Genomic DNA, 13698 nt, shown 5'->3' on the forward strand with positions numbered 1-13698 from the left:
ACACGCCGACGGCTGTGGAAAACCGGCTCCGGCTGTGGACAACTTCCGCAATTTCAATGGAAATCGGACCTTCGATTTCCATTGAAATTGCGGACGGACCGGCCCCCGGGGCGCGGTAGGGGCCGTGCTGGGCGAGGAGCGAGGGCCGTGTGGCCCTCGTAGGAGTCGCCGCGCCCCGTTACGGAGCGCGAGTCCGGGGACAACGCTTTCAGCGCTTGCTCGTGTTCGATCGGCGTAGCAGGCTCTCGGAGTGACCTCCGTCACCCAGGCGGAGCAGTCCGTTCCCGACCGTCCGCGCACCGCGGGCCAGTTCCTCCGAGGAGGCCGCCCAAATGCCGCGCATCACCGTCAACGTCGACGGCACCCACTACACCGATGAGGTCGAGCCGCGCATGCTGCTCGTCCAGTACCTCCGCGAACGTCTCGGCAAGGTAGGCACCGTCGTCGGTTGCGACACCAGCAACTGCGGCGCGTGCACCGTCCACATGGACGGCCACAGCGTGAAATCGTGCTCGGTGCTTGCGGTGCAGGCCGACGGGCACGACGTCACGACCGTCGAGGGCCTCGCCCAGGACGGCCGGCTGCACCCCGTGCAGCAGGCGTTCCACGACAACCACGCCCTCCAGTGCGGGTTCTGCACCCCCGGGATGATCATGCAGGCGCTCGACCTGCTCGCCGAGGTGAACGACCCCGACGACCAGCAGATCCGGGAAGGCATGGAGGGCAACCTCTGCCGCTGCACCGGGTACCAGAACATCATCCGCGCGGTCCGCGACGCGTCGCAGCGCATGCAGCCCGGCGCCGGTCCGGCCGTGGAGCACACCGAAGACACCCCGGTACCGCGAACTCCCGCCGACGAGCAGGTCGAGACGAAGGTGAAGGGAGGTCGGCAGTCATGACATCGGTCCTGGAACCCGAACTGGGGCGCGCCCGCAAGCGCAAGGAGGACGCGCGGCTGATCACCGGCCGCACCCGCTGGACCGACAACCTGGCGCCGACGGGCACGCTGCACCTGGCGATACTGCGCAGCCCCGTCGCGCACGCCCGGATCACGTCCATCAACACCGACGAGGCGCGCCGGATGCCGGGTGTGCAGGCGGTGATCACCGGCCGGGACATCGCCGACGAGCAGGGCAGCCTGCCGTGCGCATGGCCGATCACCGAGGACATGAATGCCCCGGCGGCACCCCCGATCGCCGTGGACGAGGTGCGCTTCGCCGGTGAAGCGGTGGCGGTGGTGGCGGCTCGCAGCGCGGCCGAGGCGCGCGACGCGCTGGACGCCATCGACATCGACTACGACGAACTGCCGGTCGTGCTCGACATGGAATCGGCGCTGCAGGCGGAGTCGCCGCTGGTGCACGACGAACTGGGCACCAACCGCAACGCGACCTGGACGTTCGACTCGGCCGAGGCCGGCACCGGCGGCGACGTCGAGCAGGCGCTGAGCGGCGCGGAGGTCCGCATCGACCGCACGTTCCGGCAGCAGCGGTTGATCCCCGCGTTCATGGAGCCGCGTTCGGTGGTCGTCGACCCCACCGGCGAGCAGATCACCATGTGGTCGGCCACCCAGGTGCCGCACATCCTGCGGCTGATGCTGGCGATGTCGCTCGGCGTGCCGGAGCAGAAGATCCGGGTCATCGCGCCGGACGTGGGCGGCGGGTTCGGCGGCAAGCTCCAGGTGACGCCGGAGGAGTTCATCACCTTCGTGCTCGCCCGCAGGCTGGGCCGGCCGGTGAAGTGGACCGAATCCCGTTCGGAGACGATGGTTTCCGCGCACCACGGCCGCGACCAGATCCAGAAGCTGTCGATGTCGGCGACCCGCGACGGCAGGATCACCGGGCTGAAGGTGGAGCTGCTCGCCGACATGGGCGCCTACCTGCGGCTGGTGACGCCGGGCATCCCGATCCTCGGCGCGTTCATGTTCAACTCGATCTACAAGATCCCTGCCTACCACTTCACCTGCACCAACGTGTTCACCAACAAGACGCCGACCGACGCCTACCGCGGCGCCGGGCGGCCGGAGGCGACGTTCGCGATCGAGCGGATGGTGGACGAGCTCGCCAACGAGCTCGGCATGGACCCGATGGAACTGCGGCGCAAGAACTGGATCGCGCACGAGGAGTTCCCGTACGACACGGTCGCCGGGCTGACCTACGACTCCGGCAACTACGAGGCCGCCACCGACAAGGCGATGGAGCTGTTCGGCTACCAGGCCCTGCGCGCGGAGCAGGAGGAGCGGCGGCGCTCCGGCGATCCTGTCCAGCTGGGCATCGGCATCTCGACGTTCACCGAGATGTGCGGGCTGGCGCCGTCGCGGGTGCTGGGCTCGCTGTCCTACGGCGCGGGCGGCTGGGAGCACGCGTCGATCCGGGTGCTGCCGACCGGGAAGGTGGAGGTCGTCACGGGTTCCTCGCCGCACGGGCAGGGGCACGAGACGGCGTGGAGCCAGATCGTGGCCGACCGGCTCGGCGTCGCGTTCGAGGACGTCGAGGTGCTGCACGGCGACACCCAGGTCGCGCCCAAGGGCATGGACACCTACGGGTCGCGGTCGCTGACCGTCGGCGGCATGGCGGTCGTCAGCGCCGCGGACAAGGTCGTCGAGAAGGCCAAGAAGATCGCGGCGCACCTGCTGGAATGCGCCGAGGACGACGTCGAGTTCGCCTCCGGGCGGTTCGGGGTCCGCGGCACCGACCGGGGCACCGCGCTGGCCGAGGTCGCGCTCGCCGCGTTCGCCGCGCACGACCTGCCGGACGGCGTGGAACCGAACCTGGACGCCGAAGCGACGTTCGATCCGGAGAACTTCTCGTTCCCGCACGGCACCCACCTGTGCGCGACCGAAGTGGACACCGAGACCGGGCGGGTCGAGATCCGCAAGTACGTGTGCGTCGACGACATCGGCAGCGTGATCAACCCGCTGATCGTCGAGGGCCAGGTGCACGGCGGGCTCGCCCAGGGCATCGCGCAGGCGCTGTACGAGGAGGCCGTCTACGACGAGACCGGCACGCTGACCACCGGGACGCTGGCCGACTACCTGATCCCGTCGGCGGCCGACCTGCCGGAGTTCGTTACCGACCGCACCGAAACCCGCGCGACGTCCAACGCACTGGGCGTCAAGGGCGTCGGCGAGGCGGGCACCATCGCCTCGACCCCGGCGGTGGTGAACGCGATCGTGGACGCCCTGCGGCCGATGGGCGTGAACGACGTGGAGATGCCGTGCTCGCCGCAGCGGGTGTGGCGGGCCGTGACCGGTGCCCGCGAAAGCGGCGCCACCGCGCCGGAAGCCGGCGGCGGGCTCGGCTCGATGGACGCACAGGGAGGAAACCCGTGATTCCCGCGCAGTTCGAATACATCGCACCCCCCACAGTGGAGGAGGCGGTCGTCGCGCTCTCCGAGGCCGGCGAGGACGCCAAGGTGATGGCCGGCGGGCAGAGCCTCCTACCGGTGCTGCGGATGCGGCTGGCCGACCCGGGAACGGTCGTCGACCTCGGCCGCATCGCCGAGCTCAGCGGCGTGCGCGAGGACGGCGACGCGCTGGTCATCGGCGCGATGACCACGCACCACGACGTCCTGCGCGATCCGCTGGTGCAGCAGCACGCGAAGCTGCTCGCGCTGACCACCCGCACCGTCGCCGACCCGCAGGTCCGCCACCGCGGCACCCTCGGCGGCTCGCTGGCGCACGCCGACCCGGCCGGGGACCTGCCGGCCCCGGCGCTGGTGCTGGACGCCGAGATGGTGCTGGCCGGGCCGTCCGGACGGCGCGTGGTGCCGGCGGCGGAGTTCTTCGTCGACTACTTCACCACCGCGCTGGAACCCGACGAACTGCTGGTCGAGGTGCGGATGCCCAAGTGGACGGGGTGGAGCGCGCACTATGAGAAGTTCAACCGCGTCGCCCAGGCCTGGTCGATCGTCGGCGTGGCCGCCGCGGTGCGGGTGTCCGGCGGGACGATCGCCGAGGCCCGCATCGGGCTGACCAACATGGGCCCGACGCCGATCCGGGCGCGCGGCGTCGAGCAGGCCCTAGTCGGCCAGCCGGCCACGGCGGAGGCGGTCCGGGCGGCGGCCCGGCACGCCACCGAGGGCACCAGCCCGGCGGCCGACGCCAGCGCCGACGTCGACTACCGCGAGCACCTCGCCGAGGTGCTCACCGGTCGCGCGGTGCTTGCCGCGGCAGGAGGCTAGGCGGTCGCGCGGTGCGGGGCGGCGGTTTCGCGCGAGACCGCCGCCCCGCTCGGCGTCCGGCCCCGATGATCCGAATGGGGTATCGGACGGCCGCTGCGGCTGGGAAGCTGGTGTTGGACTGTGAAACGCAGCTTCTTCAGGAAGGACGGCTCATTCGAGCCGAGCTAGGTCGAACCAGGAGGACCCTCCAGTGCAGATGCAGCACCAGTTCAGCGTTCCGGTGCCGGTCGACGTGGCGTGGAAGGCGCTGCTCGACCCGGAGCGGGTCGCCCCGTGCATGCCCGGCGCCACGCTCACCAAGGCAGAGGGCAACGAGTTCGCCGGCTCCGTCAAGGTCAAGCTCGGCCCGGTCACGCTGCTCTACAAGGGCACCGGAACCTTCAAGGACGTCGACGAGGCCGCCCGCCGGGTGGTCATCGACGCCAGCGGCAAGGACTCGCGCGGCAGCGGCACCGCCGCCGCGACGGTCGCCGCGGTGCTCACGCCCGAAGGCGACACCACCGCGGTCACGGTGGACACCGACCTGAAGGTCACGGGCAAGCCGGCGCAGCTCGGCCGCGGCCTGATCTCCGAGGTCGGCGGCAAGATCCTGAACCAGTTCGCGGCGAACCTCGCGAAGCGGCTCACCGAGGAGGAACCGGCGGCACCGGCCGAGGAGGCCGAGGCGGAAGCCCCCGCGGCTTCCGGCGCTGCGGCGACTTCGGCGGACGAGAAGGCCAGCTGGCGGGTCACGCCGGCGGGTAGCCACGACACGGCGTTCACCAGCACGGCGAAGGAAGAACCGGCGCGCAAGGCGGACGCGGTCGTGACCGGCGGCGCGGCACCGGCGGACGAGGCCATCGACCTCCTCGGCACGGCGGGAGCACCGCTGCTCAAGCGCCTGGCCCCGGTCGCGGTGGCGGTGGTGGTCCTCGGCTTCGCGTTCCGCATCATTCGCCGTCGGCGTCGCCGCCGCTGACCCACCCGGCCGTCATCAGGGCTCGCCCCAGGTGGCGGCCGCATCCTTTCCTGTGCGCGAGCCTGCCCGGATTCCTCCACTTTGGTCGAATGCCCGAAGCCTTCAAGAGCTGCGAAAACGCCAAGGAGGTGGGTGGAGTGGTCCCGATTTTGCCTAAAATCGGAACCACTCCACTGAACACCAGGTTCACCCGAATCCGGATGGCGCTTCCGCCCGGATCCGTGCTTTCCGACTTTGTCCAGGGGGCCGTTTCAGAATGGTGCGCGGGCACGCGCGGGACGTGGCTATCTGGAGCGCAGGGCGCTGATTTCCGCTTGGTCTCCAGGGGTGGGCGCAACCCCTCCTGAGGCCACACGCGAAATCAGCACTCCACGCGGGGGCGGGGCGGCGATTTCGCGCGAAATCGCCGTTCGCCACGCCTGGCAGGTGGCGATTTCGCGCGAAATCGCCACCTGTGTCAGGTACCTGGCGACTGTGGATCAGTCGGGCGGAACCATTCGGGAACGACCTCTGAACCTGGGCGTCGCCCGCGCAGCCGAAGGCTAGGGGTGCGCGAGCAGGTCGTGGACCCGGCGGAGCCGGTCGAGCCAGTAGCGCTGCACGTCGGCGGTCGGCGTAGCCGCCGCGACGAGCGCGGGATCCGGCTCCGGCGGACGGCGGAGCACCGGCAGTTGGCCGTCCACGGGAAGCAGCGAGTCGGCGACGACGTCGCCGTCGAGCAGCGCCACCGTGCCCAGGCCGCAGGCGAAGGGGAGCTCGGGCAGCGAGCCCGCCAGGGCGAGCTGCGCGGCGAGGCCGACGCTGGTCTCCACTGCGGAGGACACGACGCAGGGCAGGCCGCAGGCCTCGGCGACGCGCAGCGCGCGGCGGACGCCGCCCAGCGGCGTGGCCTTGATGATCGCCACGTCGGCCGCTCCGGCGACCGCCACGCGGAGCGGGTCTTCGGCGCGGCGGATGCTCTCGTCGGCCGCGATCCGGACGTCCACGCGGCGGCGGACCGCGGCCAGCTCGTCGATCGTCGGGCACGGCTGTTCCGCGTATTCCAGGCCTTCCGCGGCCTTGTCCAGCTCGCGGATTCGGGTGACCGCCGTGTCGACGTCCCAGGCCGCGTTCGCGTCCACCCGGATCGCGCCGCCGGGCCCCAGCGCGTCGCGGACCGCCGCCACGCGCTCGACGTCGTCGCCGGGGGACTGGCCGGGCTCGGCGATCTTGACCTTCGCCGTGCCGCAGCCGGACGCCGCGACGATCGCCGCCGCCTTCTCCGCCGGCACCGCGGGCACCGTGCAGTTGACCGGGATGCGGTCGCGCACCGGCTCCGGCCACTCCTCGGTGCACGCCTCCAGCGCGGCTCGGAGCCACGGCACCGACTGGGCGTCGTCGTAGTCCTCGAACGGGCAGAACTCGCCCCAGCCGGCCGGGCCGCTCAGCAGGACTCCGCGCCGCACCGTGACGCCCCGGAACTTGTTGCGCATGGGCAACGCGTACACCCGAACCGCGTCCAACTCCGCCAGGTCGATCGTCGCCAAGTCCATGGCCTGATCCTTTCAGCCCGTCGCCGTCACCGCGCATCAAGGCACACCGCCACCGCCGTCCGGTGACGCCGCAACTTCAATGGAAATCAGAGGTCCGATTTCCATTGAAATTGCGGAAGTTGTCCACACCCACCGGCGTGTCGTGGCCCGACACGCCGACGGGCTTCAATTTCCATTGAAATCGAAGGTCCCATTTCAATGGAAATTGCGCTCTTCTCAGACCACGCTGGGGCGGCCGAGGTCGAAGACGTCCACCTCGAACCGGGCCCACTGCTGGCGCAGCGAGGTGACGCCGTTGTCCAGGATGTAGTTCAGCTCGCCGAGGGTGACCGGGAGCAGCGTGAACACCTGCAGCTGCTCGACCCCGTCCGGGTCGGTGAACCTGGTGAACTCCGGCGGGAACAGCGGGTGACCGCTGGCCAGCACCCCGTGGAACTCGGTGCCCGGCAGCAGCGGCTGCTCGTTCGGCACGATCTGGTCCGGCACCAGGTGGGTGCGCTGCTGCACCAGCAGACCGGCGGTGAGGTCGACCAGGTGCCGGGCGGCTTCGGCCTGCTCCTTGTAGACGGTGCACGCGAGTTCCTGGGCCGGTTCGGCGCCCAGCGGCTGAAACCGCAGTCCGGTGCTGATCACCGTGGTCAGATGGTACTTCTGCAGGTGGAAGAACACCAGGCCGTAGCCGCGGTTGGTGCCGTGCGCGTTCGGCGGTTCGGCGCCGGTCGGCGTCCCGGCATGGCGTTCCAGGCTTTCCGCGAGTCCGACGAACCGGTGCGCGCCGCCCATCGCCGCGCGTTCCTGCTCGGTGGCCATCCGATCTCCAGTACCTTGCTCGACACCCGCGTCAGACCGGCTCGCATGAGCGAGGAATGGCGAAGCTTCGCTCATGACGCCTCCAGCATCTTGCGGGACACCCGCACCTGCGTTCCTCCTGGCGCCCGCGCACCCCGGACCCGGGGCGACCTGCGATTCGGGTGCTGCGTGCGTTCATCGCAACGGTAGCCGCTGCGGGGCCGAACTCGGACACTTTTGGATGACAGCCGACCGGGTGTGTCCCCCAATTGTCGTCACCCGACGTCCGGGATCGCCGGCCCGAGCAGATCGTCGGCGTCGACGATCTTGTACGCGTAGCCCTGCTCGGCGAGGAAGCGCTGCCGGTGTGCCGCGTAGTCGGTGTCCAGGGTGTCCCGCGACACCACCGAGTAGAAGTGCGCCTGCTTGCGGTCGGCCTTCGGCCGCAGCAGCCGGCCGAGCCGCTGCGCCTCCTCCTGCCGCGACCCGAACGTCCCGGACACCTGCACGGCGACCGACGCCTCCGGCAGGTCGATGGAGAAGTTCGCGACCTTCGACACCACGAGCCGGCTGATCTCGCCGCGCCGGAAGGCGTCGAACAGCTCCTCGCGCTCCTTGTTCTTCGTCGAGCCTTCCACGATCGGCGCGTCCAGCGCCTCGCCCAGCTCGTGCAGCTGGTCCAGGTACGCGCCGATGACCAGGGCGGGCTCGCCCGGGTGCCGATCCAGGATCGCCTTTACCACCGGGGCCTTGGTGCGCGCCGTCGAGCACATCTTGTAGCGCTCGTCGGAATCGGCCGTCGCGTACTCCAGCCGCTCGTTGTCGGTCAGCGTCACCCGGACCTCGATGCACTCGGCGGGCGCGATCCAGCCCTGCGCCTCGATGTCCTTCCACGGCGCGTCGTAGCGCTTCGGCCCGATCAGGGAGAACACGTCGCCCTCCCGGCCGTCCTCGCGGACCAGCGTCGCGGTGAGCCCGAGGCGCCGCCGGGACTGCAGGTCGGCGGTCATCCGGAACACCGGCGCGGGCAGCAGGTGAACCTCGTCGTAGACCACCAGCCCCCAGTCGCGGGAGTCGAACAGCTCCAGGTGCTTGTACTCGCCCTTGGAGCGGCGGGTGATCACCTGGTAGGTCGCGATGGTGACCGGCCGGATCTCCTTCTTCTCCCCGGAGTACTCGCCGATCTCCTCCTCGGTCAGCGAGGTCCGCTCGATCAGCTCGCGCTTCCACTGCCGCCCGGCGACGGTGTTGGTGACCAGGATCAACGTCGTCGCCTGCGCCTCGGCCATCGCCGCCGCGCCGACCAGCGTCTTGCCCGCGCCGCAGGGCAGCACCACGACGCCCGAGCCACCGGCCCAGAACGACTGCACGGCCTGCTGCTGGTAGTCGCGCAGCGTCCAGCCGTCCTGCTGCAGTGCGATCGGATGCGCCTCGCCGTCGACGTAGCCGGCCAGGTCCTCGGCGGGCCAGCCGACCTTCAGCAGCATCTGCTTCAGCCGCCCGCGCTCGCTGGGGTGCACCACCACGGTGTCGTCGTCGATGCGCGCGCCCAGCATCGGCGCGATCTTCTTGTGCCGCAGGATCTCTTCCAGCACCGCGCGGTCCAGCGAGTTCAGCACCAGGCCGTGCGCCGGATCGTTGACCAGCTGCAGGCGGCCGAAGCGGCCCATCGTCTCGACGATGTCCACCAGCAGCGGTTGCGGCACCGGGTAGCGCGAGAAGCGCACCAGGCCGTCCACTACCTGTTCCGCATCGTGCCCGGCGGCGCGCGCGTTCCACAGCGCGAGCGGCGTGATGCGGTAGGTGTGCACGTGCTCCGGGGCGCGTTCCAGCTCGGCGAACGGCGCGATGGACGTGCGGGCGTCGTCGGCGAGGTCGTGGTCGACCTCCAGCAGCAGGGTCTTGTCGGACTGGACGATCAGGGGTCCGTCGGTCACGGGTGCGCAGCTCCCTCGGGTCGGACGGCTTCTTAGCAGGTGATCAGCGGTGCCGGTGGCGGCGGCCGGACTCCGCACCCAGTATTCCACCGTCGTCTTTATCACCCGTTCGGGCACTAGCGGCCGAGTGGGCTCGGCTAAATTGCTCATTGCGCACAAAAATCGGAGGAGCAGTGAGTTATCCACCGCAGGATCCGTACGGATCGCAGTCCGGTCCGTACGGATCGCAGCCGGGCCACGGGTCGTACCCGCAGGGCCAGTACCCGCCGCCGAACGCCTCGGACGACTTCTGGCGCCACGTCGCGGGCAGCCAGCCGCCTTCGATGCCGCCGAAGAAGAGCCGCACCGGCCTGATCATCGGCCTGGTCAGCGCCGGCGCGGTGGTGGTCATCGGCATCGTGGTGACGATCATCCTGCTGGCGGTCAACAGCGGCGGCGGCCGGACCGAAGCCGGCCCGACCACCGAGCCCAGCACCGAACGCAGCACCACGCGCACCACCGAACGAAGCACCGAGCGCACCACGGAGAGCTCGGGCAGCACGTTCGAGGCCGGTAGCTGCGTCTCGCTGGTCAGCGAGAAGGGCGGCGAGATGAACGCCGCGGACTGCGGTTCCACGGACTCGGACTACAAGATCATCGACGTCGTGGAGGGCAACAACCGGAGCCTCTGCCTCGACGACTACACCAACGTCGTCGGCGGCAAGACCTACTGCATCGAGCTGGACGTCAAGCAGGGCGACTGCCTGACGGACTTCAACGACGCGGAGGACAGCGTGCCGCTGAAGATCGACTGCAGCACGGCCGAGGACCAGGTGACCAAGGTCGCCGACAGCACCGACCCGAAGACCGCGTGCGCCGAGGGTGAGGGCTACTACGTCTTCCAGAAGCGCACCGTCTGCTTCGGCAACGTGCAGTAGTGATCGGTCGTGAGCGCCGTTGTGCGCTCACGACCCCGGATTCCGCCACTCGCACCGCTATGCAAACCCATCCCGAAACCAGGCTAAATCGGGCCGTTTGTGCTGATCGGCGGTGGTCGGACCGCGATTTCGGCTAGGTTTGCGCGGCTAGATCGTTTCCGGAGGGATCCATGAGCCATCCGCCGCGCAGCCGGGCCGGGAAGGTGGTCGGTCGCGTCGCCTACGTCGGCGTGCTCGCCATCGGATTCGCCATCGTCATCGGCGCCTACTTCACCCTCGGCGGCGAGCGGGCCGAGGCCGGGGACTGCGTGGACATCACCGGCGTCGGCACGGCGGATCCCGACTGGCGGCATGCCGACTGCGGCAGCGCCGAGTCCGACTTCCTGATCGCCGAGGTCTCCGAGTCGTGCCGACCGGGGTACGCCACGATCAGCCGCGACAGCGGGCTGCGGTTGTGCCTGGTGCCGGACGTGGCGGTCGGCGACTGCCTGCGCGTTCCGGCGGCAGGCATCGAGACCAAGGCGCGCTGCGACGAGCCCGGCGCGAACGAGCGCGTCACCGGCGTGGCGTCGGACACCACCGGCTCGGCGGCGTGCCCGCCCGGGACGGTCCGGAGCACCGTTTATCCGGAACCGGCGCGAACGGTGTGCACCGGTCCTTCCGCACAGTGACAAAGACGATCTGGTTCGGCGGCCCTCGATGTGATGTCGTGTCGGGGCAACCTCGCAGGTGAGCGGGGTTGTCCGCACGATGAGGGAGGGCTTCGATGCGCAGCGAGGACCGTACGGTCCGTGACATCACCCGGGGTTTGATGCGGGAACTCGGGCTGACGACCGTGTTCGGCAACCCGGGTACGACCGAGGTGCCGTTCCTGACCGGATGGCCGGACGATTTCCGCTACGTGTTGGGCCTGCAGGAATCCGTGGTGGTCGCGATGGCCGACGGCTACGCGCAGTCCCGCCGGGAACCGGTGCTGGTCAACCTGCACTCCGCGGGCGGCGTGGGGCACGCGCTGGGCGCGATCTTCACCGCCTACCGCAACCGGACGCCGATGATCATCACGGCCGGGCAGCAGACCCGCACCCTGATGTTCGACGAGCCGTTCCTCGGCGCCACCGACGCCGCGACCTTCCCGAAGCCGTACGTGAAGTGGAGCTACGAACCGGCCCGCGCCGAGGACGTGCCTGCGGCTCTGGTGCGCGCCCACCAGCTGGCGACGACCCCGCCGTACGGCCCGGTGTTCGTGTCGATCCCGGCCGACGACTGGGACCAGCCCGGCGTGCCGGTGACCGCCCGCCCGCGCACTCCCGGCTTCGCCCCGGACCCGGCCGCCGTCGCCGGCCTGGCCGAGGCGCTGCGCGGCTGCGAGCGTCCCGCGTTCGTCGTCGGCCCGGCGGTGGACGCTGACGGCGTGGTCGCGGAGCTGGTGGAGCTGGCGGAGAAGACGCGGGCGGCGGTCTACGTGGCGCCGATGTCGCCGCGCTGCTCGTTCCCCGAGGACCACCCGCAGTTCGCCGGGTTCCTGCAGCCCGAGCAGCGGTTGCTCGGCGAGGAGCTCGCCAAGCACGACCTCGTAGTCGTGTGGGGCGCGCCGGCTTTCACCTACCACGTGTACCGCGGCGAGAACGAAGCCGAACTGCCCGAGATCTTCCTGGTGCACGACGACCCGGACGTGCTAGCCAGGGCGCGGTGGGGTAGCGGCGTGCTGGGCACGCTGGCGCACTCGGTGCGGCAGGTCAACGGCCAGGTCGAGGCGCAGCAGCGGAGCGCGCCGGCGGGCTACGCGCGACCGGCCAAGCCGGCCGCGTCGACGCCGATGACCGCCGCCTACGTCTTCGACGCGATCGCCGGGGCGCTGCCCGCGGACGCGGCCGTCGTGGAGGAAACTCCCAGCCACCGCAACGACCTGCACGAGCACTTCCCGATCCGGTCCACCGACGGCGGGTTCTTCACCGGGTTCTCCGGCGCGCTCGGGTACGGCATCGGCGCGGCGGTCGGGGTGGCGATGGCCGACCCGTCGCGGCGCACGGTCGCGCTGATCGGCGACGGCTCCAGCATGTACGGGATCCAGTCGGTGTGGACGGCGGTCCGCGAGCAGGCGCCGGTCACGTTCGTGATCATGGACAACTCGCGGTACGCGGCGGTGGCGGTGCTGGGCGAGGCGGCGGGCGGCGACAAGCTGCCGGGCGTGGAGCTCGGCGGCATCGACTTCGGCGCGCTGGCGACCAGCCTGGGCTGCCCGTCGAAGCTGGTGCGGACGCCGGAGGAGCTCGACGCGGCGCTCGCCGAGGAGTTCGCGGGCAAGGCCGGCCCGACCCTGCTGCACGTCAAGGTCGACCCGGGCCAGCGCTACCTGTACTGATCCGCCTGCTCACGGGCCACGGAACCCGCCGGTCCACATCGGACTGACCGGCCTTGGCTGAAACGGGAAGGGCGCCTCCTGCCGAGAGGATCGGCGGGAGGCGCCCTTCGCGCGTGCTGTGTCAGTTCCGGGCGTCGGCCCTCTCGGCCTCCGCCTTCTCGGCCTCGGCCCACTGCTTCGCAGTGGACTCCGCGTCGTCCACATCGGACTTCGCCGGGGCGGCATCGCCCTTCGCCGGGGCGTGGGCGCTGCGAACGTCGAGGAGGCGGGCCACCTCGCTGCGGAGGTGGACGAACGTCTCCGACTCGCGGGTGGTGATCTGGTCGCGCTCGTCGCCGAGCGGGATCTCCAGGTCCGCCACGATCGACGCCGGGGACTTCGAGAGCACGAAGACCCGGTCCGCCAGGTAGATGCTCTCGTCGATGTCGTGGGTGACCAGCAGGACCGTGCTGTCGAACTGCTTGCGGACCCGCAGCAGCAGGTCTTCCAGCTCGAAGCGGGTCTGGGCGTCCACCGAGGCGAACGGCTCGTCCATCAGCAGCAGCGCCGGCCGGCAGGCCAGCGCCCGGGCGATCGACACGCGCTGCTGCATGCCGCCGGAGAGCTGCCACGGGTACTTCTTGGCCGCGGCGCTCAGGCCGACCCATTCGAGCACCTCGTCGGCCCGGCTGCGCCGCTCCGCCTTGCTCAATCCCCTGGAGCGCAGCGGGAATTCGACGTTGGACCGCACCGACAGCCAGGGGAACAGCGACCGGCTGTAGTCCTGGAACACGACGGCCAGGTCCTCCGGCACGCCGTTCACCGGGTTGCCGCCCAGCTTGACGTCGCCGGCGCTCGGCTTGATCAGGCCGGAGATGGAACGCAGCATGGTGGACTTGCCGCAGCCGGACGGGCCGACGATGCAGGCGAGTTCGCCGGTGCGCACCTGGAACGTCAGGTCGGCGATGGCCTGGTGGCCGTTCGCGCCGCCGTAGCGGTGCCCGAGCCCGGAGACGTCGAGCATGATCTTGGTTTCGGTCATGGA

The 13698-nt window shown here is 70.5% G+C and carries 11 protein-coding genes; 7 read left to right on the top strand and 4 right to left on the bottom strand.

The features are described from left to right. Positions 1–332 precede the first annotated feature (332 nt). From E1288_RS19715 to E1288_RS19730, 4 genes are all read left to right on the top strand, one after another. Positions 333–899, top strand: a complete 567-nt coding sequence (locus E1288_RS19715) for a (2Fe-2S)-binding protein (RefSeq protein WP_132487174.1) — start codon at positions 333–335, stop codon at positions 897–899. Further along, complete coding sequence (locus tag E1288_RS19720) at positions 896–3328, top strand: xanthine dehydrogenase family protein molybdopterin-binding subunit (protein WP_132487176.1); 2433 nt, start codon at positions 896–898, stop codon at positions 3326–3328. The genes E1288_RS19715 and E1288_RS19720 overlap by 4 nt, the downstream gene beginning before the upstream one ends. Next, complete coding sequence (locus E1288_RS19725; RefSeq protein WP_132487178.1) at positions 3325–4179, top strand: FAD binding domain-containing protein; 855 nt, start codon at positions 3325–3327, stop codon at positions 4177–4179. Before E1288_RS19720 ends, E1288_RS19725 begins: the two co-directional genes overlap by 4 nt. A 190-nt stretch (positions 4180–4369) precedes the next feature. Then, the gene (locus E1288_RS19730) at positions 4370–5137 is read left to right on the top strand and encodes an SRPBCC family protein (RefSeq protein WP_132487180.1); all 768 of its coding nucleotides are present in this window, start codon (positions 4370–4372) and stop codon (positions 5135–5137) included. 542 nt (positions 5138–5679) lie between these two features. Here E1288_RS19730 and E1288_RS19735 read toward each other — a convergent pair. From E1288_RS19735 to E1288_RS19745, 3 genes are all read right to left on the bottom strand, one after another. Then, positions 5680–6669 (bottom strand): o-succinylbenzoate synthase, encoded by a 990-nt coding sequence (locus tag E1288_RS19735; RefSeq protein ID WP_132487182.1) that lies wholly within the window; start codon positions 6667–6669, stop codon positions 5680–5682. Between the two features lie 216 nt (positions 6670–6885). Continuing rightward, positions 6886–7479, bottom strand: coding sequence for a suppressor of fused domain protein (locus E1288_RS19740; RefSeq protein WP_132487184.1), 594 nt, complete (start codon positions 7477–7479; stop codon positions 6886–6888). A gap of 254 nt (positions 7480–7733) precedes the next feature. Further along, positions 7734–9395 (bottom strand): DNA repair helicase XPB, encoded by a 1662-nt coding sequence (locus tag E1288_RS19745; RefSeq protein ID WP_132487186.1) that lies wholly within the window; start codon positions 9393–9395, stop codon positions 7734–7736. 173 nt (positions 9396–9568) lie between these two features. Between E1288_RS19745 and E1288_RS19750 the strand changes: the two genes are divergently transcribed. The 3 genes from E1288_RS19750 (at position 9569) to mdlC (ending at position 12674) form a co-directional block, all read left to right on the top strand. Beyond that, positions 9569–10312 (top strand): hypothetical protein, encoded by a 744-nt coding sequence (locus E1288_RS19750; RefSeq protein WP_132487188.1) that lies wholly within the window; start codon positions 9569–9571, stop codon positions 10310–10312. A gap of 170 nt (positions 10313–10482) precedes the next feature. Beyond that, on the top strand, positions 10483–10983 hold the full coding sequence (locus tag E1288_RS19755) for an LppU/SCO3897 family protein (protein ID WP_132487190.1): 501 nt from the start codon (positions 10483–10485) through the stop codon (positions 10981–10983). Positions 10984–11078: 95 nt separating this feature from the next. After that, complete coding sequence (gene mdlC / locus E1288_RS19760; RefSeq protein ID WP_132487192.1) at positions 11079–12674, top strand: benzoylformate decarboxylase; 1596 nt, start codon at positions 11079–11081, stop codon at positions 12672–12674. Positions 12675–12795: 121 nt separating this feature from the next. On the opposite strand, the gene E1288_RS19765 is transcribed toward mdlC, so the two are convergent. Continuing rightward, the gene (locus E1288_RS19765; RefSeq protein ID WP_132487266.1) at positions 12796–13677 is read right to left on the bottom strand and encodes an ABC transporter ATP-binding protein; all 882 of its coding nucleotides are present in this window, start codon (positions 13675–13677) and stop codon (positions 12796–12798) included. Between the last annotated feature and the right edge of the window lie 21 nt (positions 13678–13698).

The sequence above is a fragment of the Saccharopolyspora elongata genome (assembly GCF_004348985.1).
GTDB lineage: Bacteria > Actinomycetota > Actinomycetes > Mycobacteriales > Pseudonocardiaceae > Saccharopolyspora > Saccharopolyspora elongata.

Coding starts and splice junctions, on each gene's coding strand:
- mdlC (WP_132487192.1), top strand. CDS start 11,079: ATGCGCAGCGAGGACCGTACGGTCCGTGACATCACCCGGGGTTTGATG.
- E1288_RS19740 (WP_132487184.1), bottom strand. CDS start 7,479: ATGGCCACCGAGCAGGAACGCGCGGCGATGGGCGGCGCGCACCGGTTC.
- E1288_RS19720 (WP_132487176.1), top strand. CDS start 896: ATGACATCGGTCCTGGAACCCGAACTGGGGCGCGCCCGCAAGCGCAAG.
- E1288_RS19715 (WP_132487174.1), top strand. CDS start 333: ATGCCGCGCATCACCGTCAACGTCGACGGCACCCACTACACCGATGAG.
- E1288_RS19765 (WP_132487266.1), bottom strand. CDS start 13,677: ATGCTCGACGTCTCCGGGCTCGGGCACCGCTACGGCGGCGCGAACGGC.
- E1288_RS19755 (WP_132487190.1), top strand. CDS start 10,483: ATGAGCCATCCGCCGCGCAGCCGGGCCGGGAAGGTGGTCGGTCGCGTC.
- E1288_RS19735 (WP_132487182.1), bottom strand. CDS start 6,669: ATGGACTTGGCGACGATCGACCTGGCGGAGTTGGACGCGGTTCGGGTG.